The sequence below is a fragment of the Nannocystis sp. RBIL2 genome (genome assembly GCF_026626745.1).
In the GTDB taxonomy this organism is placed as follows: Bacteria; Myxococcota_A; Polyangia; order Nannocystales; family Nannocystaceae; genus Nannocystis.
The window spans coordinates 2,769,310-2,794,071 of sequence record NZ_JAPNJW010000002.1 but is presented as its reverse complement, the minus strand read 5'-3'; the positions used below and the strand labels follow the sequence as shown (position 1 = coordinate 2,794,071).

General features: G+C 72.9%; 23 protein-coding genes and 1 pseudogene. 14 read left to right on the top strand and 10 right to left on the bottom strand.

Features of this window, described 5'->3' with window-relative positions; all coding sequences use genetic code 11:
• The first annotated feature begins 60 nt into the window (after positions 1 to 60).
• Positions 61 to 723, top strand: coding sequence for a sterol desaturase family protein (locus OV090_RS36265; RefSeq protein ID WP_267709292.1), 663 nt, complete (start codon positions 61 to 63; stop codon positions 721 to 723).
• A 195-nt stretch (positions 724 to 918) separates the two neighbouring features.
• On the opposite strand, the gene OV090_RS36260 is transcribed toward OV090_RS36265, so the two are convergent.
• Positions 919 to 1,128 (bottom strand): hypothetical protein, encoded by a 210-nt coding sequence (locus OV090_RS36260; RefSeq protein WP_267709291.1) that lies wholly within the window; start codon positions 1,126 to 1,128, stop codon positions 919 to 921.
• Positions 1,129 to 1,178: 50 nt separating this feature from the next.
• The gene (locus OV090_RS36255) at positions 1,179 to 3,494 is read right to left on the bottom strand and encodes a TIM-barrel domain-containing protein (RefSeq protein ID WP_267709290.1); all 2,316 of its coding nucleotides are present in this window, start codon (positions 3,492 to 3,494) and stop codon (positions 1,179 to 1,181) included.
• 182 nt (positions 3,495 to 3,676) lie between these two features.
• On the opposite strand from OV090_RS36255, the gene OV090_RS36250 reads away from it, so the two are divergent.
• The 6 genes from OV090_RS36250 (at position 3,677) to OV090_RS36225 (ending at position 8,546) form a co-directional block, all read left to right on the top strand.
• Complete coding sequence (locus tag OV090_RS36250) at positions 3,677 to 4,540, top strand: hypothetical protein (RefSeq protein WP_267709289.1); 864 nt, start codon at positions 3,677 to 3,679, stop codon at positions 4,538 to 4,540.
• Between the two features lie 16 nt (positions 4,541 to 4,556).
• Complete coding sequence (locus tag OV090_RS36245; protein ID WP_267709288.1) at positions 4,557 to 5,180, top strand: hypothetical protein; 624 nt, start codon at positions 4,557 to 4,559, stop codon at positions 5,178 to 5,180.
• A gap of 195 nt (positions 5,181 to 5,375) precedes the next feature.
• Positions 5,376 to 6,152 (top strand): sterol desaturase family protein, encoded by a 777-nt coding sequence (locus tag OV090_RS51170; protein ID WP_267709287.1) that lies wholly within the window; start codon positions 5,376 to 5,378, stop codon positions 6,150 to 6,152.
• A gap of 22 nt (positions 6,153 to 6,174) precedes the next feature.
• Positions 6,175 to 6,606 (top strand): hypothetical protein, encoded by a 432-nt coding sequence (locus OV090_RS36235; RefSeq protein ID WP_267709286.1) that lies wholly within the window; start codon positions 6,175 to 6,177, stop codon positions 6,604 to 6,606.
• A 42-nt stretch (positions 6,607 to 6,648) separates the two neighbouring features.
• Positions 6,649 to 6,939 carry a hypothetical protein gene (locus tag OV090_RS36230; protein WP_267709285.1) on the top strand — a complete coding sequence of 97 codons (291 nt, stop codon included), beginning with the start codon at positions 6,649 to 6,651 and terminating at the stop codon, positions 6,937 to 6,939.
• Positions 6,940 to 7,187: 248 nt separating this feature from the next.
• A complete protein-coding gene (locus OV090_RS36225) occupies positions 7,188 to 8,546 on the top strand; it encodes an erythromycin esterase family protein (protein ID WP_267709284.1) in 1,359 nt (452 codons plus the stop codon).
• A 64-nt stretch (positions 8,547 to 8,610) separates the two neighbouring features.
• Here OV090_RS36225 and OV090_RS51165 read toward each other — a convergent pair whose 3' ends face one another.
• Positions 8,611 to 10,149: a M23 family metallopeptidase gene (locus OV090_RS51165; RefSeq protein ID WP_267709283.1), complete on the bottom strand. Its 1,539-nt coding sequence runs from the start codon at positions 10,147 to 10,149 to the stop codon at positions 8,611 to 8,613.
• A 295-nt stretch (positions 10,150 to 10,444) separates the two neighbouring features.
• Between OV090_RS51165 and OV090_RS36215 the strand changes: the two genes are divergently transcribed.
• A complete protein-coding gene (locus OV090_RS36215; protein ID WP_267709282.1) occupies positions 10,445 to 11,188 on the top strand; it encodes an FHA domain-containing protein in 744 nt (247 codons plus the stop codon).
• An 82-nt stretch (positions 11,189 to 11,270) separates the two neighbouring features.
• Here the strand turns inward: OV090_RS36215 and OV090_RS36210 are convergent, their stop codons facing one another.
• A complete protein-coding gene (locus tag OV090_RS36210; protein ID WP_267709281.1) occupies positions 11,271 to 12,497 on the bottom strand; it encodes a hypothetical protein in 1,227 nt (408 codons plus the stop codon).
• Between the two features lie 218 nt (positions 12,498 to 12,715).
• Positions 12,716 to 13,453 (bottom strand): annotated as a pseudogene (locus OV090_RS36205) (NAD(P)-binding domain-containing protein); the annotation flags it as partial.
• Between the two features lie 195 nt (positions 13,454 to 13,648).
• On the opposite strand from OV090_RS36205, the gene OV090_RS36200 reads away from it, so the two are divergent.
• Both OV090_RS36200 and OV090_RS36195 read left to right on the top strand, forming a co-directional pair.
• Entirely contained in the window at positions 13,649 to 14,668 is a 1,020-nt protein-coding gene (locus OV090_RS36200) for an alkene reductase (RefSeq protein ID WP_267709280.1), read from the top strand.
• A gap of 25 nt (positions 14,669 to 14,693) precedes the next feature.
• Positions 14,694 to 15,188, top strand: a complete 495-nt coding sequence (locus tag OV090_RS36195) for an Rrf2 family transcriptional regulator (RefSeq protein ID WP_267709279.1) — start codon at positions 14,694 to 14,696, stop codon at positions 15,186 to 15,188.
• 253 nt (positions 15,189 to 15,441) lie between these two features.
• Here the strand turns inward: OV090_RS36195 and OV090_RS36190 are convergent, their stop codons facing one another.
• The 3 genes from OV090_RS36190 to OV090_RS36180 form a co-directional block, all read right to left on the bottom strand.
• Entirely contained in the window at positions 15,442 to 15,777 is a 336-nt protein-coding gene (locus OV090_RS36190) for a thioredoxin family protein (protein ID WP_267709278.1), read from the bottom strand.
• On the bottom strand, positions 15,728 to 16,375 hold the full coding sequence (locus tag OV090_RS36185; RefSeq protein WP_267709277.1) for a sigma-70 family RNA polymerase sigma factor: 648 nt from the start codon (positions 16,373 to 16,375) through the stop codon (positions 15,728 to 15,730). Before OV090_RS36185 ends, OV090_RS36190 begins: the two co-directional genes overlap by 50 nt.
• Before the next feature lie 225 nt (positions 16,376 to 16,600).
• Positions 16,601 to 17,167 (bottom strand): PDZ domain-containing protein, encoded by a 567-nt coding sequence (locus OV090_RS36180; protein WP_267709276.1) that lies wholly within the window; start codon positions 17,165 to 17,167, stop codon positions 16,601 to 16,603.
• Positions 17,168 to 17,375: 208 nt separating this feature from the next.
• On the opposite strand from OV090_RS36180, the gene OV090_RS36175 reads away from it, so the two are divergent.
• Positions 17,376 to 18,503 carry an SMI1/KNR4 family protein gene (locus OV090_RS36175; RefSeq protein ID WP_267709275.1) on the top strand — a complete coding sequence of 376 codons (1,128 nt, stop codon included), beginning with the start codon at positions 17,376 to 17,378 and terminating at the stop codon, positions 18,501 to 18,503.
• A 145-nt stretch (positions 18,504 to 18,648) separates the two neighbouring features.
• On the opposite strand, the gene OV090_RS36170 is transcribed toward OV090_RS36175, so the two are convergent.
• Positions 18,649 to 20,199 (bottom strand): NAD(P)/FAD-dependent oxidoreductase, encoded by a 1,551-nt coding sequence (locus OV090_RS36170; RefSeq protein ID WP_267709274.1) that lies wholly within the window; start codon positions 20,197 to 20,199, stop codon positions 18,649 to 18,651.
• A gap of 70 nt (positions 20,200 to 20,269) precedes the next feature.
• Entirely contained in the window at positions 20,270 to 21,625 is a 1,356-nt protein-coding gene (locus OV090_RS36165) for an MATE family efflux transporter (RefSeq protein WP_267709273.1), read from the bottom strand.
• Positions 21,626 to 21,730: 105 nt separating this feature from the next.
• Between OV090_RS36165 and tsaA the strand changes: the two genes are divergently transcribed.
• The 3 genes from tsaA to OV090_RS36150 all read left to right on the top strand — a co-directional run bounded on the left by tsaA (position 21,731) and on the right by OV090_RS36150 (position 24,038).
• Positions 21,731 to 22,273 (top strand): tRNA (N6-threonylcarbamoyladenosine(37)-N6)-methyltransferase TrmO, encoded by a 543-nt coding sequence (gene tsaA / locus OV090_RS36160; RefSeq protein ID WP_267709272.1) that lies wholly within the window; start codon positions 21,731 to 21,733, stop codon positions 22,271 to 22,273.
• A gap of 335 nt (positions 22,274 to 22,608) precedes the next feature.
• Entirely contained in the window at positions 22,609 to 23,607 is a 999-nt protein-coding gene (locus OV090_RS36155) for a hypothetical protein (protein WP_267709271.1), read from the top strand.
• 17 nt (positions 23,608 to 23,624) lie between these two features.
• A complete protein-coding gene (locus OV090_RS36150) occupies positions 23,625 to 24,038 on the top strand; it encodes a hypothetical protein (protein WP_267709270.1) in 414 nt (137 codons plus the stop codon).
• The last annotated feature ends 724 nt before the right edge of the window (positions 24,039 to 24,762 follow it).

The window sequence follows — 24,762 nt, the reverse complement described above, 5'->3', positions numbered from 1 at the left end:
ACCCGGACGCGAGCCGGGGGCACTTGGCAGCAGGTCGGGCCGCCGCTAGCGTCCGGTGCGATGCTGGAGGCCCACGAGGTGCCGCCCCACGTGGCCGCCGCGCGGGCGCGCTACCACGCCGGATTGCCGCCCACGTACCGGCCCTGGCTGCATCTCGCGGCTCCGTTCGCGTGCGGGGCGGCGGTGATCGCGGGCTGCATCGCCTGTCTCGAAGGACCTGCTCTGTGGGACATGGCCTTCGTGCCAGCCATGTGGATCGCCTCGATCGCGGTCGAGTGGCGGTTTCACCGCGACTTGCTCCACCGGCGCGTGCCGCCGCTGCAGTGGCTCTACGACAAGCACACTGTCTCGCACCACTCGCTCTACGTCGAGGGGGCGATGCAGATCGCCTCGGCGCGCGACTTCCGATCGATCCTGTTTCCGTGGTGGGCGCTGCCTGCCCTGGCTGCGGCGCTGGGCCCGCCGGCGCTGCTCCTGGGGCTCGTGTGCGGCGGCGATGTCGGGCGGCTGCTGATGGCCACCGGCGTGCTCTACGTGATGGTGTACGAGGCGCTGCACCTCACCTATCACCTGCGACCGTCGCACCCGCTGCGCCGGCTGCCGGGCGTCGAGCGGCTGGCGCGGCACCACGCGCTGCACCACGACCCGCGACGGATGCAGCGCGAGAACCTCGGGGTCACCAGCACGCTGTGGGATCGCGTGCGGGGGACTCTGGCGCGGTGATGCGCGCGAAGGCTCGGCTCGCTGGGCCTCGCGGTCGCGGCGCCGATGATGCGACGGGACTGCCAGCGGACGCGACGGGATGGGGCCCGCGCTGGTGATCGCCTTCCGCGACACCCACGGCCGCGTCCGCCTGGTCTGCCCCGTGGCCGAGGCCGGCGAGGCGGGCCGGCGGGCTCGACGGGAGGTCGTGGCAGATCACTCGGCGAGCGTGGCGAGCACGCTGTGCGCGCCGGGGCCGAGCTTGACGCGCAGGGTGCCGCCGAGATCGGCGGTGTAGATCCACCCGTCGGCGCTGGCGTCGAGGGCGGCGGCGCTGTCGCGTTTGCCCAGGGCGACGTCGTCGACGGTGATCCCGGCGATCGGGGCGAGGGCGTGGACCTCGACATCGACGCCGCTCGTGAACAACTCGCCGGGGGCGACCTCGAAGTGGAAGGCGGTCTTGCCGAGGCGCTGCTTCAGGGCTGTCCCATCGTACAGGTCGAACCGGCTGGCGAGCGGGCCGGGGGCGACGCGGGCGTACAGGACCCCGGGGTCGGCGACGAACGAGTCGACGTCGGCCGCGGTGGTCTCGGCGAGCGTGTCGATGCTCGGGCGCAGCAGGGGGACGATGCCGCCGACGCGCAGGAACAGCGGCAGGGTGCCCAGCGGGGCAGCGACGGTGACGTCCGTGTCGCCCTGCAGGACCTCGCCGGTCCACAGTCGAGCCAGGCACCTGGCGGCAAGGACAGCTTGCGCGTGGTGGCCCCGCGGGCGACCACGGGCGCCACCAGCAGGTTGTTGCCGAGCAAGTAAGTGTCCGACGGGTGCACGCCGAGCTCGGGGTAGGCGAGGCCGAGCGGGCGCTGGAGCGGGCGGCCGCCGCTGGCGAGTGACTGCGCGAAGGTCCACACGTACGGGAACAGGCGCAGGTGCAGCCGCGCGTATTGGCGGTACCAGGCCAGGCTCTCGTCGTCGAGGCCGTTGTCGGGGGTGAACTCCCACGGGACGTCGGACGAGCCGGTGCCGACCTGCATGACCGGGGTGAGCGCGGTGTACTCGAACCAGCGGACGAAGGTCTCGCGGTCGGGCGGGGCGTGGCGGTAGCCGCCGGTGTCGGAGGCGAAGAAGGGGAAGCCGCTGGGGCCGAGGCTGAGCGAGGCGGTGAGCGCGGCCGGGAGGCCGCCGACGGCCACGTACGACTCGCCGTCGTCGTCGACCTCCTCGCGGTGCGCGGCCATGTTGGCGTCGAGGTCGCCGGGCCAGATCACGCTGACGTTCTGCTGGTCGCCGTAGGTGCCGGCGCGGCACAGCAGGAAGCCGCCGGACTCGGGCAGCAGCTCGGCGTAGGCGCGGTGGTACAGCAATTGATAGAGCTTGTGCATCGTCCGCTCGCTGCTGCCGTCGGCGAATTGCCAGACGGTGCGCGCGCCGCCGATGCCGACGACGATGTCCTCGGCGTAGTCGAGCTTGAAGCCGTCGACGCCGTGGTCGGTGTATTCGCGGATGTGGTCCTGCCACCATTCGAACGCGGCGGGGTTGGTGAGGTCGAGCGGCTCGCCCCAATTCGAGGTGACGAGGCCGACCTCGGGCGGGAAGAAGTCGCCGGCCTCGGCCTCGTCGCGCATGGCCGCGGCGGCCGGGTCGTCGTCGACGTAGGGCACGTGCCACAGGGCCAGGCGCAGGCCGAGGTCGTGGATCTTGGCGATCATGGCCTGCGGATCGGGGAACTGGGTCGGGTTCCAGTCGAACACGCCGACGGCGCTCTGGTAGGGGCGATCGATCCAGATCGCCGAGGTCGCCAGGTCGAGCTCGCGGATCGTGGCGATGTCAGCCTCGACCTGGGCCTGGTCGTCGTTCTCGTCGCGCCAGATCCACGGGCCCAGCGCCCACGGGGCCGGCAGCTTGGGCGCGCCGGTGGTGGCGTAGTAATGCCGGGTGACGTCGAGCGGGTGATTGGCGGCGTAGAGGTGGAAGGCGAGGCCGCTGGCGGTGTCGGGGCCGGTGCCGAAAGTGGCCTCGACGCGGTCGCCGGCGGCGGCGGCGACGTCGAACACCGCGGCGTGCGGGTCTTCGACGAACAGGCCCCAGCCGCGCGTGCCGGTGATGAACGGGACCGGCACGTGGGCCTCGTTGTACTGACTCTCGATCTGCGGGTCGTACTCGAGCTGCATCGCCCGCACGCGGCCGCGGTGCTCGGCGGCGTCGAAGTGCTCGCCGAGGCCGTAGAAGCCCTCGCCGGCGTCGACGACCGGGCGCAGGCGCATGTACGCGAGGACAGGTCCGCCGGGCTCGGGGACGAGGCTGGCGGCGAAGCGGCCGGGCGCGGCCTCGGTGACGGTCAGGCGGGCGCGCACGTCTGTCCCGAAGGACAGGCGCACGTCGACCGCGGCGCTGCCTCCCAGGTCCTCGGCGGCGGTGACCGTGAGCCACTGGTCGGGCGCGAGGAAGAACGGGTCGTAGGAGGAGTCGTCGTCGAGCGCCGCGACCGCGCCGAGCTGGAAGCCGTCGGCGGGGAAGCGCAGGAGGACGTCGCCGCCGCGCACGAGGCGGAGCTCGAGCTCCGACCACTCGACGGTGACGGGCTGCTCGGGCTCGCTTTCGGTCTCTTCCTCCCAGGCGGTCGTGCCGCTGGTGGTCGGCGCGGTCGACGAATGGCCGGTGCTGCCGGTGGTCGAGTCGGTGTCACTGTCGGTGGCGCCGGCGTCGTCGGCCGGGGCGCCGCCGCAGGCGACGGTGCAGGCGAGCGCGAGGAGCGGGAGCGGCGAGGTTCGGAGGGCGCGGCGCGTCGGCATGCGGGGCGATAGTGGCAGGATGGCGGTGAGTCCGGCTCGCTGTCCACCGCGATCGTGCGCCGGCGTGGGCTGGTGTGCCGCAGCCGTCCTGCTCGTGGGGGCTCGCACAGGGGCGCGCAGGGCCGGTTGTCGGCGCATGCGGCCACGTCATCCTGAACGATGGGTCATTCCCGGAGGTTCGCATGTCCGTCGCGTATCGCCGCTCCGTGGTCGCATTCGTGTGCGTCGCGTCGTGCCTCGGTCCGCTGCCCGCGTCGGCCACGCCCAAGGCGCGCCGGGCCGCGGTCCCGCAGCAGCCGGCCAAGGCCGACGATCCGCTGGGCGCCGCGGCGGCCGAGCGCGACGCGCTGGTCGGCAGGATCGGCGAGCTCGAGGCGATCCAGGGCGTCGAGCACTGCGCGCGCTGGCTCAGCGGCCAGGCCTGGGACACGCAAGATCCGTGGATTCATATCATGGCCTCGAGGACATGGCTCAAAGTACAGACATCGGCGGCCACCCTCGACCGCGCGGCGTTCCACGCCCGCGAGGCGGTGGCGCTGGCCGACGCGCCGCCGGTGCCGCGGATCGACGCGGACGAGGTGGCGCGGGTCCACGCGGAGTCGGAGTCGCTGCAGCTGTCGGTGGCGGAGCGGCGCGCGGAGATCCGGCGGGTCCGCGCCGACCTGCGCGCGGCGGACCGCCAGATCCGCCGCGGCCGCCGCGAGCTGATCGCGGGCGGCGCGATGATGGTCGTGGCGGCGCTCGGCGGCGGGCTCGCGCTCGGCGGGTCGGCCTACAAGCGCCGCTTCGACGAGGCGATCGCGCCGGTGCTGGAGGCGGAGCTGCCCGTCGACCTGGCGCCGCTGCGCGCGCTCGACGTCCAGGGCAGCCAGATGCTGGTCGCGGGCGCGGTGCTGGCCGCGGTGGGCCTGGTCGCGGGCGTGCCGCTGCTTGCGCTCGGGGGCCGCGACCTCCGCCTCGGTCGCCAGCAGCGCGGGCGGCTGTCGCTGCAGGTGCAGCCGGGCCCGGGCGGCCTGAGCCTGGTCGGTCGGTTCGGCGCGCGTTGAGGCTACACTGGCGGCGATGCGCTCCGCACCGCTGCGCCTGATGCTGTTCGACCGCACGTGCACCGGCAAGCGCCTGCGGCCGGGGCTGTCGCACGCGTGGTGGGCCGGCTCGCACCTGTACCGCGGGCTGTCGCGCTTCGACGCGTCGCTCGGGGTGACTTGCTGGGAGGACGGGCTCGAGTGGCTGGCGACGACCCACCCCGACCGCGAGATCGCGCAGATCCAGTACTGGGGGCACGGGCACTGGGGCGAGCTGTTCGTCGATCGCAAGGGGCTGACCGCGGACGCGCTGCTGCCGTCGCACCCGCTGCACCGCAAGCTCGCGGCGATCCGCGAGCGGATGGTGCCCGATCACCTGTGGTGGTTTCGCACCTGCGAGGCGTTCGGGGCGGTGCGCGGGCAGGAGTTCGCGCGCCGCTTCACCGACTTCTTCGGCGGGCGCGCGGCCGGCCACACGTACATCATCGGCCTGTGGCAGAGCGGGCTGCACAGCCTGCGCGCGGGCGAGGTGCCGACGTGGTCGACCGAGGAGGGGCTGTCCCGAGGGACAGCTGATTCGCCAGTCGAAGCGCTGTGGTCGCGCCGGCGCGAGCCGAACACGATCCACTTCTTGAACGGCAAGATCCCCGAGGGGTACTGATTCTCCGCCGGGTCGGGACGCTGCGGCCGTCGGTGACAGGCAGGGGACGCACCGCGTCACTCCAGCGATGGCGTCGATGACCTTGTCCGAGAGGGCGCAGACCGATGTTCGGGCCGCTCGCGCAGGTCCGCGCGCGCAGGTTGAGTCACGCGGTCGCAGCGGCGCGGGGCGGCCGGGCGGTGCGACAATGGCCGGGTGTTCGACCTCGGGACCTTCCTCGACTGGTTCGTGGTGCTGGTGTTCGCGCACGGTGGGATCACGCTGCTGACTGTGGCCCTCGGTCGCGCGGCCGAGCGGGCGCCGGCGGGCAAGCAGATCCAGGGCGACGGCTTGCCCGAAGGACAGGTGGCGCGGGAGATCCGGGCGAACATCCGCTTCTGCTTGCTGATCCCCGCGGCCCTGGCGCTGGCGCTGCAGGGGCGGTGGATCGTGTGGGGGCCCGACACTGTGGGCTGGGCGGTCGCCAGCTTCTTTTTGTGCAGCGTGGTGTTCGACGTCTACTTTTACGGGCTGCACCGGCTGCTGCACGCGCGCCCGCTGATGCGGTTCCACCGACTGCACCACCTGTCGCGGGTGACGACGCCGTGGAGCGCGCAGTCGGTGTCGACGGTCGAGGCGCTGGGGTGGGCGCTCGGCTACGTCGGCGTGCCATGGCTCTTGGGACATGTCGCCCCGGTCAGCCTGATCGGCTACTTCGTGTATCTGTTCTACAACGTGTTCGGCAACATCATCGGCCACGCCAACGTCGAGCTCGGGCCGCCGGCGCTGACGCGCAGCCCGACGGTGTGGTTCGCGCATCCGTACACCTTCCACGCGCTGCACCACGCGCGGTTCACGAAGCACTTCGGGTTCGGCTCGACCTTCATGGACCGGCTGGCCGGGACCGAGTGGGCGGACTGGGTGCCGGCCTACGAGCAGGTGATGACGGGCAAGCCGCTGCGTCACCACGGGAAGACCGAGCCGCACGCCTGACGAACGGTGATAGCCTGACTGCGTGAACCGACGACCATCCTTCTACTTGTGCGCGCTCGCGCTCGCGGGCTGCCCCGGGGGCGGCTCGGACTCGACGGGCAGCTCGGGCGGGCCGACCGGCTCGACCTCCGGCGGCTCCGAGAGCGAGACCGGCGAGCCGACCGCGGGCAGCACCGGCATGACCACCGGGACAGGTACTTCCGGACCTGTCCTGACGACCAGCACCGGCGAGGAGCCGACCACCGGCGAGCCGACGACCGGGCCGGTGGCGACGACCTCGACCTCGACGACGACCGGCGACACCGACACCGACACCACCGGCGAGCCGGGCGGTCCGGCGCCTGACTGGGCGCTCGTCGACGTGAACCCCAACTCGGCGACCTACGAGCAGACGCGGGCCCGCAGCGACTACGCGGGCCAGGTGTCGGGCTGGTACTTCGCCCACGCGACTTGAGGCTATTGCCGTAGCCAGTTCGGCTACCTGAACGACCTGCAGATGGAGCTCAACGGCGGATTCCCGGATCTGGGGATCGAGCTGCTGGGCGTGAACGGGGCCGGCTTCGAGTCCGGGGTCCCGCAGATGGCGAGCGGCCGCTTCATCCCGCTGCTGCAAGACGTCGCCGAGGTCGACGCGTGGACGCAGTGGGAGGTGGTCTACCGCGACGTCATCATCCTCGACCGCGACGGCGCGCCCGTCGGCGTGTTCAACCTGACCGAGCACGACCTGTCGATGATGGGCGAGTACGAGGCGCTCAAGGGCATGCTCCTCGACGTGGCGATGATGTGACGATTGGGACATGTCCGAAGGGGCATGTCTCGAGGCGCGGGCGAGGACGTCCGGCGGGCTCGCTCGCGCGGTCCGTGCGGCCGTTCGCTGCACGGCCGGGCCGCGGGGGCCCGGGGCCGCGGCGGCGAGCGTCCGCCGCAGTCGCGCGAACGGTGATTGCGGCGGCGCGGCGCGCGACCGGCGGGCGTAAGATTACAGGGCGTGATCGGCCGCGGACAGGGTGCTAGCGTGGCACGGCGAGGACGATCATGACGAAGCTGCGCCGGTCGATCGCTGCTGTCTGTCTGGGGGGCGCGACGCTCGCCGCCTGCACGCCGTGGCGCGACGAGGCCCACACCTGGGCGCCCGAGCAGCGCGCGATCAGCCGCGAGCTCGACGCGCAGGCGCGGGCGATCGTCGACGGCGACGGGGCCCTCGACGTCGAGCCGGTGTGGGCGATGACGCGGGGCGCTCGCGTGATCGCCGTCGGCGAGCCGGGCCGGGGGCTCGGGCTGTTCCACCGGATCATGCACGCGATGGTCGAGCGCGCGGCCGCCGAGGCGGCGCCGCTGGTGGTCGCGCTCGACGTCTGCTTCGTCGACGGCCTCGAGCTCGACGCCTGGGCCCGCGGGGCCTGGGACCCGCCGGACCCCGCTCGCTTCGATCCGCACGCCTTCGACGCCGCCGGCGCGTACCGGCCGCTGCTGGCGTGGATCCGCGAGCACAACCAGTCCGCCGCGCCGGGGCGGGCGATCCAGATCGCGGGCGTCGACGGCTGCCTCGACCCGCGCGCGCTCGATCCGCTGGCGGCGTACTTCGTCGACCTCGACCCCGAGTTCGCGGCGAGGGTGCCGGAGCTGCTGGCGCCGATGCGGATGTTGCAGGTCCCGAGCCGGCGCACGCCGGCGCACCTGGCCGAGGCGCGCGCGGGCCTGGCCGAGCTGCGGGCGCGGCTGCTGGCGCGGCGCGAGGCGCAGGTGGCTGCCCACGGCGCGGCGAGCCACGAGGTGGCGCTGCGATTGGTGTGGCTGGCCGAGCGCAGCGTCGACGCGCTGGGCGACACCGGCACCACGCCGCGAGCGCTGCGCTGCCAGGTCATGGCCGACACCGTGGTGTGGCTGGCGGAGCAGCGGCCGGGCGCGCGCGTGGTCGTGCTCGCCGACAACGAGGACATCGATCGCGCGTCACCGGTGGACATGGGCCGGCGGCTGGGCGAGCGCTTCGGAGCCGACTACGCGGTCGTGCACACGACCTTCGACGGCACGAACTACCTGGCCCAGAGGCAGCTCATGTGGGCGCCGCCGGGCACTCTGGAGGCGGCGTTGCGCCCGTCCAGCCGCGGCTACGCGCTCGACGTGCAGGCCGCCGCGGCGGGGCAGGGCTCGCTCGCCCGCTACCTGCGCGCGGAGCACTGGACGCGCGCCTACGCCGACGGGCTGTTCGACCAGGCCCGGCCGGGCTGGTCGACCGTGGTCCCGCAGCGCGACTACGACGTGCTCGTGCACCTCGCGTTCGCGGCGCAGGTGCCGTACTTCGATCCGGGCACCTTCGGGTCGCGCTACCGCTTCCAGCGGAACGTCAGTCGCGCCCGCTGGCAGGCCGCGGCGGGGTGGCCCGCGGCGAGGTGACCTTCAGAACATGCTCGTGAGGGCATGTCGCAGAGAGCATGCCCGTTCAGGCAGGTCCGAAGGGTCAGCCCGGCGTCTCGCGCAGGGCCTTCTGCCACGGGGCGATCTCGAGCTTGAAGCGCTCGAGCGTGGTGCCCTTGAGCGGGGCGCCGACCACCGCGGGGCGGCGGTCGCCGCCGGCGGCCAGCAGCAGCGGGTCGAGCACCGTGGCCTCGCCGTGCTCCTCGCGCCACAGCTCGAGGCGGACGCGGTCGGTCGCGGTCTTGCCGGAGTGGCCGGCGAGGCCGACGAGCTGGCCCTGGCGCACGGGCTGGCCGGGGCGGAGGTCGCCGATCGTGCGCGAGAGGTGGGCGCAGCGGGCGACCACGCCGTCCTCGTAGGCGAGCTCGAGGACCAGGCCGGCGTCGCCTTGCTCGCCGAGGGAGCGGACCACGCCGTCGCCGAGCGCGACCACGGGGGCGCCCTCGGGGCGGCGGTAGAGCGCGCCGGCGCGGCCGGCCACGACCTCGACCGAGGGCGGCATCATGGCGCGCGCGCCCGGCTGGAGCGCGTGGAAGGCCAGCGGCGAGCGCAGCAGGGTGCGGCGCACCGGCTTGCCCTCGGCGTCGAAGTAGGCCGCCTGGCCGCCGCCGGTCTGGAAGCGGAACGCGGCGAAGCGGCCGGCTTCGCCGCGGAAGCGCACCGCCAGCAGGCTGCCGTAGCGGTGGAACTGCTTGCCGAGGAAGCGGCGCTCGATCACGAGGTCGATGCGGTCGCGCGGGCGGGCGTCGGCGACGAGGTCGACCTCGAACGCGAGCGCCGCGGCGATCCTGTCCGCGAGTTCAGGTCGCTCGCCGGCCTCGACCACGGCGGCGCGCAGGTCGGCGTCGGGCCCGAGCTCGAGGTGGACCGCGACGACGTCGCTGACGGGCGGGTGCTGGATCGCGCGGACCGTGATGCCGGCCTGCCCGCCGGCGCGGCAGGCCTGCAGCAGCCGACCCTCGGCTTGCTCGATCTCCACCGCGAGGATCGCGCCGTGGCGGTCGGTGGCGAGGCGCAGCGGGGCACCTGTCCCGGCGACCAGGCCGAGGTCGATGGTCGGGCGCAAGGCGGCCTCGAGCGCGTCGATCTCCGCCGCGGCGACGCCGAGCTCGAGCAGCGCGAGGCGCAGCGTGCGGCCCTTGTCGAGCGCGGTGGCCTGGTGGATCTGGTCGTTCAGGCCCTCGAAGATCCGCACCGGGTCGCCGCCGCAGGCGGTCTCCGGCGGCTCGGCGAAGGCGCCGAGCGGGCCGTGGCCGCGGTCGTCGTGCTCGACGATGGCGGCGGCCCGCGGGGCCCCGAGCTCGAGCACGCTGGTGCCTTCGCGCCACACGAACACGTAGAGGTTGACGACCGCGAGCAGCATCAGCAGCGCGACGGTGCGGTTGCGGGTCTTCCGCTCGACCGGGTCGACGTAGGCCTTGGCGGCCTTCTGCCGCTGCTCCTCGGTCATCCGCCGGTTGCGGGTCATCCGCGTCGCCGGGCGGCCGGACGTCTGCAGGCCGAGCCACGCGCGCAGGCCCTCGGTCCGCTTGGAGGTCCGGCGCCGGCCCGTGGCCATCCGGCGGTTCTTGCTGCTGCGCACCTGGGCGGCGCTATCAGATCGGGCGCGGCGGGGGCAACAATTCGGGGAATTCAGGGGCCTACGTGGCCGCCCACGGGCTCGCGCGGGCTGAATAACTGTGCAGGTCGCGCCGCTCGCGTACCCGCCGGGCGCCGCCCTCGAGACGAATTTGACAGGGCGTGACTGCGCGCTCCGGCGCACGCCCGAGGATGCGGACTCGTGGCTCGTGGCCGCGCATGATCCGGGCGAGACCACGCGCTAGTTCACGAGCCCCGCGCGCCCCGCGAGGCCCCGGGTTGGCATAGCATCCCGGGCAATGGCGAATATCCCGCTCGTGCTGACGTGCGCCGGACGGCGGATCGGCGTCGGCACCGACGAGTTCTCGATCGGCCGCACCCGCGACAACGACCTCCCGATCCGCAGCGGCTCCGTGTCGCGCAAGCACTGCAAGATCGTGCGGCGCGGCGAGAATTTCTACATGGTCGACCAGAACTCGACCACCGGCCTCGAGCTGCGCGGCTGCAAGATCACCAACTATCGCATCGAGGACGGCGACGTGTTCTCGCTCGCCGAGGACATCACGGTCCGCTGCTCGCTGAGCCCGGCGCCGCTGACCGAGCTTCACCTCGACGGCCTGCGCGTCATCACCATCGACCCCGGCCCGCTGCAGGTCTCCCCGCAGGCGGCCGACGTGCGCCACCGCGAGGCCCTGCCGTTCGACGTCCGCGGCGTGCTGCTGGCCGGTCCCAAGGGCGCGGCGGTGTTCTGGCGCGACGACAGCACCGGCCGCTCCGGCCTGGCCCGCGGCACCGAGTCGTACGTGTGGAGCACCGCCGCGTTCCCGCTGCTGCGCGCCGACGCGGCGCCCGACGGCATCACCCTGCGGCTCTTGCCGTCGCGCACCGCCGAGCCGGTGACGCTGCTCGAGACGACCACGCGGGTCGAGGAGTCGACCTGGCGGGTCGTGCAGGACATCGTCTATTTGACGTCGCGGCTGTTCCCCGCGGGCGCCCGCACCGGCGACGAGATCGAGCGCCAGCTGACGTCGTCGCGGCTGTGAGGCGCGGCCGACCCGCGGGTGTCGCGGCGTCGGGTGTCCTCGAGGACATGGCGAAAAGGGCAGACGGTTTCGACGCGGCCGCTCACTCGAACGCGGCGACGTAGGCCCAGTTCTCCGAGCCGTCCTGGAAGAGGATGCCGGCGAGGAACATGCGGCCGGCCTCGTCGAGCGCGATCGCCTCGCCGCGGCTCTCGGGTTCGTCGCAGTGGTGCTGCTCGACGATCTCGCCGGCGGCGTCGAGGCGCAGCGCGAACGCTTTCCATCCGTCGGTCTGGGTGTAGCCGGCGACTGCGACGGTGCCGGCGCTGTTGATGGCGACGTCGGAGATGGTGTCGTACTGGTTGCGCAGGGTGAACTTCGTCTCCCACGCCAGGGTGCCGTCGCCGTCGAAGCGGGCGACGGTGAGCGGAGCGCCGTCCTCCGCAGTGCCGGCGACGACGACGCGGCCGAGGTCGTCGATGTCGGCCGCGCCGGGGTTCCACAGCGGCCAGTCGATGTCCCATTCGGTCTGGCCGTCGGCGCCGAGCTTGACCACGCCGTCGCGCCCGCGGAGGGCGACGGAGGCGCCGGCGGCGTTCACTGCGTCGACGTGGAGGGCCGCGGCCTGGACCTCCCACAGGACCGCGAAGTCCGGGCCGCGGCGGGTGACGACGTCGTGGTCGGCGGGATCGAGGCTGGTGACCACGACGCTGCCGTCCGGCGCGACGGCGAGGTCATAGGGGCGCAGGCCCTGCGACGCGGTGCCGAGGTCGAGCTCGCCGATCAGGGCGCCGCCGGTGTCGAACTTGCGCAGCCAGAAGCGGGCGTCGAGCCCGTCGTCGGTGGTGAAGCCCTCGTTGACGAGGGCGTAGACGTTGTCGTCGCCGTCGACGCCGCCGCCGCCGACCGAGTCGTACTCCCCTGGCACGCCCGCGTCGATGCGGTGCGTCGGCGCGCCGTCGGGGGCGAGGTCGACGATCAGCGCGTCGGGGAAGGTGAGGCTGGTCTGGCTGGTGCCGAAGCCGATGGCGTGACCGCGCGAATCGGCGGCGACGCCGAGGAACTCGCCCGGCTCGACCGCCGTGGCCCACGAGGCGCCGGCGCACGCGAGCTGGGGCGGCGCCTCGCCGGTCGTGTCAGTGTCCGTATCGCCGGGCTCGCCCGTCGGGTCGTCGCTCGTGGTGGTCGTCGGGGTGTCGGCGGCCGTCGTGTCGGTGTCGGTGGTGTCGGTCTCGCCGTCGCTGGCGGCGTCGCCGGAGGCAGGGCCGCAGGCGGTGAGCGCAACAGCGACGAGGAGGGCGAGCGCGTCGGAACGATCGGTCGAGGTCATGACCCGGGCTTGTGCACGGCACGTGCCACGCCACGCCGACGCGCGGCGCGGCGGCCTGTGCGGTGCGTCATGACGCGCCTGTCCCGGCACGCGCACGGACTTCGCGCTCGCGCGGCTTCGGCTGCCTGTCTCTCGGTGCATGACTGCTAGGACATGTCCTATCGGGCATCTCGTGCTTCGGGCTCACGGCGGTGTGCGCCCGAGAGCGAGCGGCCGCCTCAGGGCGCGGCGAGGGCGTCGAGGTTGCCGCCGGCCTCGGCGATGAGGCGCATCACCATGGCCTCGCCCTCGCGGCGGTACTCGGCGACCTTGTCGCGCTCGGCGGCCGCGAGCGCGGCCCGCAGCGCGGCGGCGTCGAGGTCGTGGCAGTAGGCGGGGGTGCCGACCTGCTGCCGCCACGAGTCGGCGAGCGTGCCGGCGTCGACGCCGTCGAAGCCGAGGGCGTCGAACAGCTGCAGGACCCGGTTCTTCGCCTCGACGTCGTCGCCGGCGACCGACAGGGCGACCCGCCCGGGGGCGCCCGGCGGCAGGCCGCCGCGCGCGAGGGTGCGGGCCTGGACGTTGTTGAAGGCCTTGAGCACGGGTCGGCCGAGGTGGCGCGCCACCCACTCGCTGTCGTTCAGCCCGGCGTCGAGCTCGGCGATCGGGCTGTCGCGCAGCTCGGGGTAGTAGTTGCCGGTGTCGATCACGGCGGTGGACGCCGGGGTGGCGGCGAACAGGTCACGCGGCAGGCTCGGCACGGCGCGCTGCGGGATGGTGACGACCACGAGGTCGCGCGCGCGGGCGGCCTGCTGCACGGTGCCCGCGGTGGCGCCGGTCTCGGCCGCGAGCGCGGCCAGGCTGTCGGGGCCGCGCGAGTTGGCGACCGTGACGCGGTGGCCGAGCGCGGACAGCCGCCGGGTGAGGGTGCCGCCGATGTGTCCTGAACCGATGATGCCGATGTCCATGCCTGCTCCTGAGGTCGTCCGTGCGCCGCTGCGCGGCGCGGAATAACTGTATCTCTTATAGTACTATTTCTGCGGACCGCAACGCGAAGTTCGCGGGCGAGCGAGCGGTCGCGCGCGGGGATAAGTGTTCGGATGATGCTTGCACTTAAAGATTAACTGAACTAGTCATGGATACATATGAACGAACACGTTGGATCCGCACTGTTGGACCCCCTGCGGCTCGGCGCGCTGACGCTGCCGAACCGGGTCGTCATGGCGCCGATGACCCGCCTGCGCGCCGACGCCGGGCTCGCGCCGACCGAGCTGGTGGCCGAGTACTACGCGCAGCGGGCAGGGGCCGGGCTCATCATCTCCGAGGCGATCGCGGTGCGGCCGTACGGGGCCGGCTTCCCCGACATCGGGGCGATCTTCGCGCCGGCGCAGCAGGCGGGGTGGGCCCGGGTGGTCCGGCGCGTCCACGCGGCGGGCGGGCGGATCGCCGCGCAGCTGTGGGACGTCGGGCTGCCGCGCCCCGAGCGGCCCGACGCGCCGCAGTGGTGGGGGGTCACGGACGAGGTGCGGCCGGCGATGTTGTCCGTGGACGACATCGCGGCGACGACGGCGGCGTTCGAGCGGGCCGCGCGGGCGGTCCAGGACGCGGGCTTCGACATGATCGAGATGCACGCGAGCAGCGGCAACCTGTTCGACCGCTTCCTCCGCTCGGCCACCAACGCCCGCACCGACGCGTACGGCGGCTCGCCGACGGGCCGGCTGCGGCTGCTGCAGGAGCTGCTCGATCGCCTGCAGGCGGTGGTCGGCGCGGGCCGGTTGGGGCTCAAGCTGTCGCCGAGCGCGATGGTCGACGGGGCCCCCGATCCGGCGGCGCGTGAGGAGTTCCCGGCGATTTTGCGCGAGCTGTCGGCGCGCGAGCTGGCCTACGTGCACGTGACGCGCACGACCGCCGACGACCGCGCGCGCGGCAGCGGTCCGGGGCTGTCGTTCGCGGAGCTGCGCTCGCACTACCGCGGCACGCTGCTCGGCGCCGGCGACCTGACGCAGGCCGAGGCGGAGGTGCTGCTGAAGGAGGGGCAGATCGACGGCGCGGTGTTCGGGCGGCTGTTCATCGCCAACCCCGATCTGCCGGCCCGCTTCGCCGCGCGTGCGGCGCTGAACCCTCCCGATCGGGCGACGTTCTACACGCCGGGCGCGGCCGGCTTCACCGACTATCCGCGCCTACCGGGCTGAGGGTCCGCGTGGTACACCTCGCGGCATGGTGGACGTGCGGTTCGCCTCCGCGCTGCAGCTGATGCTGATGCTGGCGCTCGCCGAGCGCGAGGGCGGAGGGCTGCTGTCGTCGTCGGAGCTGGCCGGCGGGCTCGTCACCAACCCGTCGCTGATCCGCAAGCTGCTCGCCTCGCTGGCAGCGGGGGGCCTCATCGTCACCACCATGGGGGTCAAGGGCGGCTCGCGCCTGCAACGCCCGGCCCGCGAGATCACCCTGCGCGACGTCTACCTCGCGGTGCTCGGCGAGCGCGGGCTGTTCGCCGGCCGCTCCGACCTCCCGCACCGCTGCGTGGTCACCTCCAACATGGAGGTGATGTTCGAGGAGCTGTCGCACGAGCTCGAGGCGGCGACCCTGAAGGTGCTGGCCGGGCGCACCCTCGCCGGCGAGCTCGACGAGCTCGAGCGGCGCGGCGGGCCGTGCTCGCACAAGAAGAAGAGCGCGAAGGCCGGCAAGGCGGCCGCGCGCGCGCGCCGGGCGTGACACTGTTCGACCGGGGAGCGCCGCTCGCTACGGCTGGCCGTGGCGCGGGGCGGAGGCCTCGCTGGCGTGTCGGAGGAGCGCTCCCCTCGGCGCCTCGGCGAGCGTGTCTCTTCGGGGGCGAGCGAGGTCGTCGAGGACATGTCCGATCGGGCATGGGCATGAAGCCCTGCTCGATCGGGCATGCTCGATCGACCAGGTCGCCTCGGCGGCGAGCTTCGCCTGGCCCTGCGACCAGGGCGAGCCGTGCCGCTTCTCAGGTGCGCAGGAGCGCCTCGATGCGCGCGCGCGGCTGGTTGCCGACGAGCTGGCCGATCGGCTTGCCGTCGCGGAAGGCGACCAGGGTCGGGATGCTGCGCACGCCGAACTGCTCGGCGAGGCCGTGGCTGGCGTCGACGTCGACGTCGAACACCGACAGGTCGCTGCGGTCACGGGCGATGGCGTCGAGGGTCGGCTGGAGGGCGCGGCAGGGCGGGCACCAGGCGCCGGAGAACTTGACGAGGACGAGGGGCGAGGCCGCGACGTCGGCGGCGAACGAGGCGTCATCGGTGCGGCGCGGGTGGGGACGCGAAGAACTGGGCGAGGTCGTCATCGGGGAGCGATCCTTTTTGAGTGGGACTCGCCGATGCAGTGCGCCCGCGGGCGGGTGGTGTGTCACGATTTTCGAGGGCGGCGCGCAGGACCTTGCGGGCGCGCTTGAGGCGGCTGCGGACCGCGTCGTGCGTGAGCGAGAAGCGCTCGGCGATCTCGACGCTGCTGCAGCCCTCGGCGGCGAGCAGGAAGGCCAGGCGATCGGTGCGCGACAGGGTCATGAGCGCGTCGCCGAGGGTCGCGCCGAGCTCGCGGCGCTCGGCGACCTCGGCCGGATCGTCGCAGGTGCAGGGGACGTCGGCGACGTCGGCGGTCCGCGTGGCCTTGCGGTTGAGGCGCCAGCAGGTGCGGGTCACCAGGGTCGACAGCCACGCCAGCGGCGAGCCCTCGCCGCGGTAACCGGTCATCGCCGCGCCGGCGGCGAGCAGGGCCTGCTGCACTGCGTCCTCGGCGTCCTCGGGCAGGTCGCAGCGCCGCCGCGCGACCGCGAGCAGGCGCTCGCCGTAGGCCCGCGCGAGGTGGTCGAGCGCGCGCAGGTCGCCGCTCTGCATCAACGCGAGCAGCGTCTCGACGGGCGGGGCAGGCCGGGAGGTGGGCATGTCGCGGTAGTGCAGGCTGCGGGGCGAAGTGTGTCACGGAAAATGTGGCGCGCCCACGGCGCAGCGCGGGATGACCGCGGGTCCGGGCCTGCGGGGCGGTCGCGCGGTCGCGCGGAGTTGCGGTTAGCCGAGACCGGGTGAGACGGCGGTGGGTGGCCCGCGGTCGCGGCTCGGAGGGGCAGTGGAGCAGGCGACATGTCCCTGCGGACAGGTGCCTCGGCTCGCTCAGGTCACGGTGATCGTCAGGGTCAGCGGCCGCGTCTTGCGTTCGATGTCGAGCGAGATGCGATCGCGCTGCGGCAGCGCCTGCAAGATCGCCGGCAAAGCCTCCACGGACTCGAGCGGAGCGCCGTCGACGCGGAGCAGCACGTCGCCGTTCTTCAGGCCCATCGCCTTCAGCGTCGAGTCGGCGCGGATGCCGAAGACCTTGAGACCGACGAGCTTGCCGTCCTTCTCGGCGGGGACGAAGCGGCCTTGCCGTAGCAGGTCCTCGGCGAGCAGGGTCCGCGCGACGGAGAACTCGGTCGCGGTCTCGGGCGGCTCGTCCAGCAGGTCCATCGCCGCGTCGGGCTGCCGGAGCGTCTCCGCAGTCACCGCCCCGCCGAGGTCCTGCAGCAGCTTGCTCAGGGTCCTGGCGCCCTCGAGCTCGCCCTTGAGGGCCTCGATGTCGACCTGCGCCTGCTTCAACTGCGACTCGAGCGCGGCGACGCGGGTCCGCAGCTCGTCGAGCCCGGGGTTCGGCTCGGTGCAGGCAGTGAGCATGGACAGGGCGACGATGATTCGAGCGAACATGGCGAGAATCGACGTTACCAGCTGATTCGACGACAGGGCGAGCGCGACGTCGGCCGCGCCTGTGCGTCTGGCCCGGCTGAGGCCGCGAGCGATGTCTCGCACCGGGCAGCGGCCGGCGGTCCGATCGCGCGTCACCCGAGTCTTCACGGGCCGTGACCGCGAAAAGGGCAGCGCTGCGAGCGACGCGATCGTGGTAATGGCGCTGGCCATGACCACCGCGACTCCCCCACGTCCCGCGAATGTCCCCGCGTCCGCCACTTACTCCGGCGATGCCGAGCAATGGTGCGAGGACAGCGAGACGGCCGTCCGCCGCTGGTACCGCGACGGCCAGCCCCTGCTCGACGCCGGGCTGCGCGGCGGCAAGCTGCACGGCGAGCTGTCGTGGTGGACGAACCACCCCGACTTCGATTACGGCGAGGCGCCGCGAGGCGCCGCGGAGGCGCTGCAGCAGCAGTACGGCCTCCCGATCGGCCCGCCGCTCACCACGCGCATCGCCGCGGTCTACGAGGACGGCGCGATCGCCACCGCCACCTTCCACGGCTACCCGTTCGGCGAGATCGCCCTGATCGCCTCGTGGCGAAACGGCCGCCTGCACGGCCGCTTCGACTGGCAGAAGCTCACTCAGGGGGAGATCCTCCGCTTCGGCGACACCGTCATCGGCGCGCACGACGTCAAGCTGCCCAAGCCGCACCCGGCCCGCGGGGTGTCCGAGTTCGTCGACGGCAAGCGCAAGAGCACCGCGTTCTTCGACCGCGACGGTCAGGAGCTCGTGCAGGCCAAGCCGCTCAAGGAGTGGGGCCAGGGCTTCACCGCGGCGGACCTCCCCGGCTACGTGGCCCGCGGGGACTTCGAGCGCGACCTGGCGGCGTTCTTCCCGACGAGCCGCCGCGTCGCCGAGCCGGCCGCGGGGGCGCGCCCGCTGGGGCAGTGGATCGATTCGCTGCCGGAGGCCCACCGCGCGGCCGCCCGGGCCTTCGACGCGCTGGTGCGCAGCGGCAAGTTCCCCTGGCTCGGCCTGCGCTTCGACGTGTCGGGCACGTACGGCTTCGACTGCGTCCGCAACGAGCTGGCCGGCGCGAGCGACGAGCGCTACGTCGGCCTGGCCGCCGACGGCTCCGGCAACATGCACCTGCTCGACACCACCACCGGCCGCGTCCTCGGCTACGAGCACGAGGAGGGCCGGTTCGACCCGCGGCGCGGCTTCGCCGACCTCGACGCGTTCGCGTTCGCCATGATCCGCGCCGAGGCGGCGGCCGCCAAGCGCATTCCGGCCAAGAAGCTGGCCGACCTGTTCAAGGCCCTGGGCCTCTCCGGCGGGGTCGCCGAGCTCGGCTGACCGCGCAGGCGGAGAGGCCCTGGATCCGCCCAGGGTCGGGCCCGCACCGCGAGGGCAGGGCCTTCAATACGCACGAAGGGGCATGTCCGGACGGACATGCCCCTTCACACATGCCCTCTCGGGCATGCCCGCGAGGACAGGCGAATCAGCTCAGGCCGAGGTCCTTGAGCGCGGCCATGGCGGCGTTGTGGCCGCCGCAGCCGATCACGCCGCCGCCCGGGTGGGTGCCGGCGGAGGCGGCGTAGAGGCCGGCGATCGGCTGGCGGTAGGGCACGCGCTGGTCGAAGCCGTAGGTGTTGTCGACGTGGAGGATGTGGCCGCGGGTGATGCCGAAGTGCTGCTCGATCTTCTGCGGGTGGAGGACGAAGGTGTCGACCACCAGGTCGCTGGTGCCGGGGGCGAAGCGGTCGCAGATCGACAGCAGGTGCTTGACGTAGCGGCTCTCCTCCTGCTCCCAGGTGGTGCCGGCCAGCTCGTAGGGCACCCACGACACGAACAGGGCCGAGTTGTGGTGGCCGTGCTGGTCGCGCATGGTCGGGTCGACGGTGGTGTGGATGTACCAGTCGATGACCGGGAAGTCGGGCAGCTGGCCGGCCTGGACCGCGCGGAAGGCCTCGCCGAAGCTGCGGATCACGACCTCCTCGTCGGGCAGGAGGTGGATCGTCGGGCCGTACTGGCCGCGGTCGACCGGCAGGCAGGTGAACTGCGGCAGGCCCTTGAGCGCGAGGTTGACCTTGAGCGAGGTGCCGTCGCGGCGCATCGAGTCGAGGCGGGTGTTGTATTCGGCCGGGAAGTTGTCGCGGCCGGCCATGTCGCGCATGCGGAACGGGTCGGCGCCGACGAGGACGACGCGCGCGCGCAGCTCCTCGCCCTTGTGGGTGAGGACGCCGACGGCGGTGCCGTTCTCGACCAGGATCTGCTTGACCCCGTTGCTGGTGTCGATGACCGCGCCGGCGGCCCGCGCCGCGGCGGCGAACTTCTGCGAGACGGTGCCCATGCCGCCCTCGACCAGCAGCCACGTGCCGCCGGCGCCGGGCAGGCGGCACATGTTGTGGACCAGGAAGTTCATGCCGGTCCCGGGCGTGTCCCAGGTGCCGTAGACGCCGGTGAAGCCGTCGGTCGAGGCGTACATCGCCCGGATCAGGTCGCTCTTGAACGGGAAGCGGTCGATGTACTCGCCGACCGGCTTGCGGCACAGGTCGACGAACACCTGCCGCAGCGAGCTGCGGACGTAGCGCTCGGCGGTGTCCTCGAGCGACAGCGGCTCGTGGAACCACGACGGCGCCAGGTCGTCGCGCAGCTGGGCCAGCTCGGCCTGCATGGCCTGGTCGGCGTGCCAGTCGGCCTCCGACGAGAAGGCGGCGTACTGGCGCCGGGTCTCTTCGGCGTCGGAGCCGAGCAGCAAGTAGCGGCCGTCGGTGGTGGGCAGGAAGTAGTGCGGGTCGCGGCGCCGCAGCGGGAGGTCGACGCCGGTGATCTGCAGCAGCTCGGGCTGCATGAGGCCGAGCAGGTAGGCGCCGGTCGAGATCGCCAGGTCGGGGGCGCGCGCGAACGGCTTCTCGGTGCGGACGGCGCCGCCGACGACGTCCTTCTCCTCGAGCACCCGCACCCGCAGGCCGCGCCTGGCGAGCAACAGCGCCGCCACCAGGCCGTTGTGGCCGGCGCCGACGACGATCACGTCCGTGTCCGTTTTCATGGGCCGCACCATACTCAATGCTCGCCGCCGGCGCGACCTTCGGCGCGGGCCGCGGGCTGACGCTGCGGCACTAACGCTGTTCGACCGAGATCTTGCCGGCCGTGGCGGGACCCCGGGCGGCGATCCACGCGAGCAGCGCGCTCGCCACCAGCGCGAGGCCGACGGTCAGGCCCCACCACAGACCGGTGATGCCGTGGCCGCGCTCGAACGCCAGCCAATACGCGAGCGGCAGGGCGATCGCGTAGTAGCCGACGAAGTTGACCAGCGCGGCGTTGCGGGTGCGGCCCATGGCGCGCAAGACCCCGAAGCCGACCACCTGGATGCCGTCGAACACCTGGAAGGCGGCGGTGACCGGGATGCTGACGATCGCGAGCGCGTAGACCTCGGGGTCGGCGTCGAACAGCGCCGGCAACTGGTGGCGCAGCCCGTACATCAGGGTGGCCGAGGCGAGCATCACACCTGCCCCGAGAGACAGGGCGACCCACGCCGCCCGCTCGGCCTCCCGCGGCCGCTCCGAGCCGAGCAGGTTGCCGACGCGCGTGACCGCGGCCATGGCGATCCCGACCGGCAGCATGAAGCTGAGAGAGGCGATGTTGAGGACGATCGTGTAGGCCGCGAGCGGGGCGTCGCCGAGCCAGCCGGCGAACAGCATCGCCGCCTGGAAGGCCCACAGCTCGAGGCCGAGCTGGAAGCCGATGCCGGCGCCGACGCCGGCGATCGCGGCCAGAGCGGCGCGGTCGAGCGCCGCCCGCGACCACGGGACCCACGCGCCGGCGTGCAGGCGCTGACGGACGATGATCCACGCCAGCGCGACGGTCATGAGCACGCGCACCACGCCGGTCGAGATGCCGGCGCCCACGGCCCCGAGCGCGGGCAAACCGAGGGCTCCGAAGATCAGGACGTAGTTGAGGCCGACGTTGATGACGTTGGCCCCGATCATGACGAGCAGCGCCGGGCCGGTGATCCCGCGGCCCTGCAGGTACGAGCGCATCGCGACGTAGACGAACACCGCCGACGCGCCGGGCAGCTGCGCGAGCAGGTAGTCGTGAGCCTGCTCGGCGAGGTGCGGGGCCTGGCCGAGCAGCACCAGCGCGGGGCCGGCGAGGGTCCACAGCAGCATCACCGGGACGCTGACGATCAGCGCGAGCACGACGCCGCGCTGCAGCGTCAGGCCGAGGGCGCGGCTGTCGCCGGCGCCGTGGGCCTGGGCGATGAACGGGTCGCAGCCGAGGACCACGCCCATGCCCACGGTCATGATCGCGAAGCCCCACAAGTTGCCGAGCGCGGCGGCGTCGAGCGCGTCGCGACCGACGCGCCCGAGCATCAACATGTCGACGATGCCGAGCAGCATGTTGCCGAGCTGGGTCAGCGCCAGCGGCACGGCGAGCACGGCGAGCCGCCGCAACTCTGCGAGGATCTCGCGCATAAAAAAAGTCTCTTAGCGCAGGCACGGCCGAGCCCGCCAGAGCGCGGCCGCGTGCTCCTGCGCACGCGCGAGCGCGCAACCGGCGATCTGGGCTAGGCTGGCCGCGTGCGCCGCAGCATCCCCGAGCAGGACCACACGACCGGACGCGACGAGCGCCCGAGCTTCTCGTTTACGCCGATCGGGGTGGTGCGCTCGCCGTACACCGAGCGATTCGGCACCCCGCGGCAGCCGACGATCACGACCCAGGTCAAGGAGGACCGCGCGCTGCCGGGGCGCATCGAGCTGCTGCCCGAGTTCGCCGGCGGGCTCGCCGACCTGGCCGAGTTCGAGCGGATCTGGTGCGTGTTCGTGTTCCACCTCAATCAGGGGTATGGCCTGAAGGTCAGGTCGCCCCGCGACCCAGGGCGCAGCGTCGGCCTGTTCTCGACCCGCGCGCCGCATCGGCCGTGCCCGATCGGCCTGTCGTGTCTGCGCGTGACCGCGGTCGAGGCCACCCAGATCCACGTGCTCGGGCTCGACATCCTCGACGGCACCCCGGTGCTCGACCTCAAGCCGTACGTGCCCTACGCCGACGCGTTCCCCGAGGCCCGCGCCGGCTGGCTCGAGGGCCGCGTGCAGGACGAGCCCGACGCGTTCCGCCCGCGCTGAGCGGCGCCGGCAGCGGCCCCGCGCGGGCGAGGGGGTGGAGCATGCGCGAACGGGCATGTCTCTTCGGGAATGTCCACATGGGCATGTCTGAAGGGGCATGTCCGGGCGGGCATGGCCGTTCGGTTAGGCCCGCCGGCGTGGCGGGGGCGCCGGTCCGGGCGCGCCCACGGCCGAGCTCGCTCGGCGTCGATGGTTGACGACCGTCACAATTGGCAGGATGGCGGCGCTTCGGTTCGGGGCCTGCGGCCCGCAGGCGTCGTGTCGCGGCCGCACTCGACGGGACTTTTCGCGTCTGCGCGAAGTCGTCTATCCTCGGCGCCGGAGCTCAACCACTCATGCACAAGCACACAGTCAGTGTCTCCGCCGGCGCGTTCGCGCTGGCGCTGCTGCTGCCGGCGGCCGGACGGGCCGACCTGCCCCCCGGTCCGCCGCCAGTCGCCGTCGCGGCCGCGACGCCCACCGCCACCGCGTCGGCGTCGGCCAACATCAAAATCTCCGACCAGGAGGCGCTGAACGACGACATCCTCGCGGTCATCGATCTGCCGCTCGCCGCCGCCGACGCGCGCTCGGCCGGCGTGCCGGAGGCCGACCTGCGTGAGGCACTCACGGTCACGCAAGAGGTCGGGCTCGGCGCCGGCGAGGCCAGCGACCTGGTCGCCGAGGAGGCCGACGCGACCGCCAAGCGCGGCAAGGCCAACGCGGGCTTCGGCAAGTGGGTCCGCGTCCAGGTGGCGAGCGGGCTGCGCGGGCAGAAGCTGGCGGCCAAGATCAAGGACCGCAAAGAGGACACCAAGGAGCTGACGACCGAGGAGGCCGACAAGCTCAAGACCAAGCTCGACGCGCTGTCCGAGCAGTACCGTCAGCGGCGCGAGAAGCTGATCGAGAAGCGCCAGGAGCTGGTGGCCAAGGGCCAGAAGAAGGTCCTGGTGGCCAAGGAGCGCCACGAGAAGCGCCAGGAGAAGCTGGCGTCGTCGTCGGCGGCGGTCACCGAGAAGAGCGGGCAGGTCGAGCTGCGCCTGCGCGAGATCGACGCCAGGCTGGCGGCCGCGACCGGCGAGGAGAAGACCCGGCTCGAGATCGAGAAGAAGCGCCTCGAGGCGCTCGGGCAGCGGCTCGACAAGGCCGCGGAGAAGCTCGACAAGGCCGAGGACAAGCTCGACAAGAAGGAAGAGAAGCTCGACGCCGCCGGCGGCAAGATCGAGAAGAAGGAAGAGAAGCTCGAGAAGCGCGAGGAGAAGCTCGAGCAGCGCCAGGACAAGAAAGAGGCCAAGATCGAGGCCAAGGCCGAGAAGGCCGAGGCGAAGAAGGACAAGGCCGCCCCCGCCCCGCAGTGAAGAAAGGAGCCACCGTCATGCACAATTCCAAGCATTCGTTCCTCCGTGCCGGTCGCTTCGCCGTGCTGCTGGGCGCGCTCGCGCTCGCGCTGCCGGCCTGCGGCGGCGACGGCAAGAAGACCGAGGTCGCCAAGACGACCAAGGTCGAGACCAAGACCACCACCGTGACCAAGACCGAGACGCCGAAGCCCGAGGTGAAGACCGACGAGCCGGCGCCGAAGCCGGAAGAGGCGCCGAAGCCCGACCCGGGCTCGGAGAAGGTCCAGATCGCGGCGACCGTCGCCAAGGAGATCGCGGCCGACCCCGAGCACGCCGACGACGTGCTCGCCAAGCACGGCCTCGACCGCTCCAAGCTCGAGGCGATGATGTTCGAGATCGCGGCCGACCCGGCGCTGACCGAGGCGTACATGGCCGCGCGCAAGACCGCCTGACGCCGGCCCGGCGCCAGGGACCCCGGGGCCGGGCGACTCGCGCGACGAGTCGTCCGGCCCTGCGCAATTGCGACATCGTGCCAGTGGGCCCGACACCTGGCCAATGATGCCAGGGGGTCGTGACACCGACGATTGAAGGATCGCCGCGGTCCGCCGAAAATCGCACGCAGGGGCGCGACGTCGGCCACGACGGGCTGCGGGGCGTCCGCCGCTCCGGACGAGCGCCACGACGGGCCCGGCGAGGCGCCCGCGGCTCCGCCGATCTGCGCTGGATCACGGTCGCGGTGCGCGGCCGGCGACCGCGAGTGAACGATGACGTCGGGCCGCATTCGATCGTGCCACCGCGGACGGCCGCGCCGGCGCGGGCAAGCGAGCAAGCGTCGCCGGTCCGGCGCGTGATCCGCCCCACCCGCCGGCAAATCCGGCGCCGGGACGCGGCCCACCTTGTTCGGTGGCCGCGTCGGAGTGCGCGGAGAAAGAGGAGCGCGAGCGGGCCAATGATCGGACCACCACGAACGCGGCGACGCCGTGCGCCGCCCACCGTCGGATCGGCGCTTCGCCGGGTCGACGCGCGGTCCAGCCTGCACCCTCGCGGCATTCAGCCCTGAATGCCCGCGCCGCTCCGACGCGGCCATTCATCACACCACGATCTCGCGTGCTCGCTTAGCCTGTCGCCAATTCGTCGAGTCGTAGCAGCGCCCGCCGGCGGCCCATTCGCCCGCCG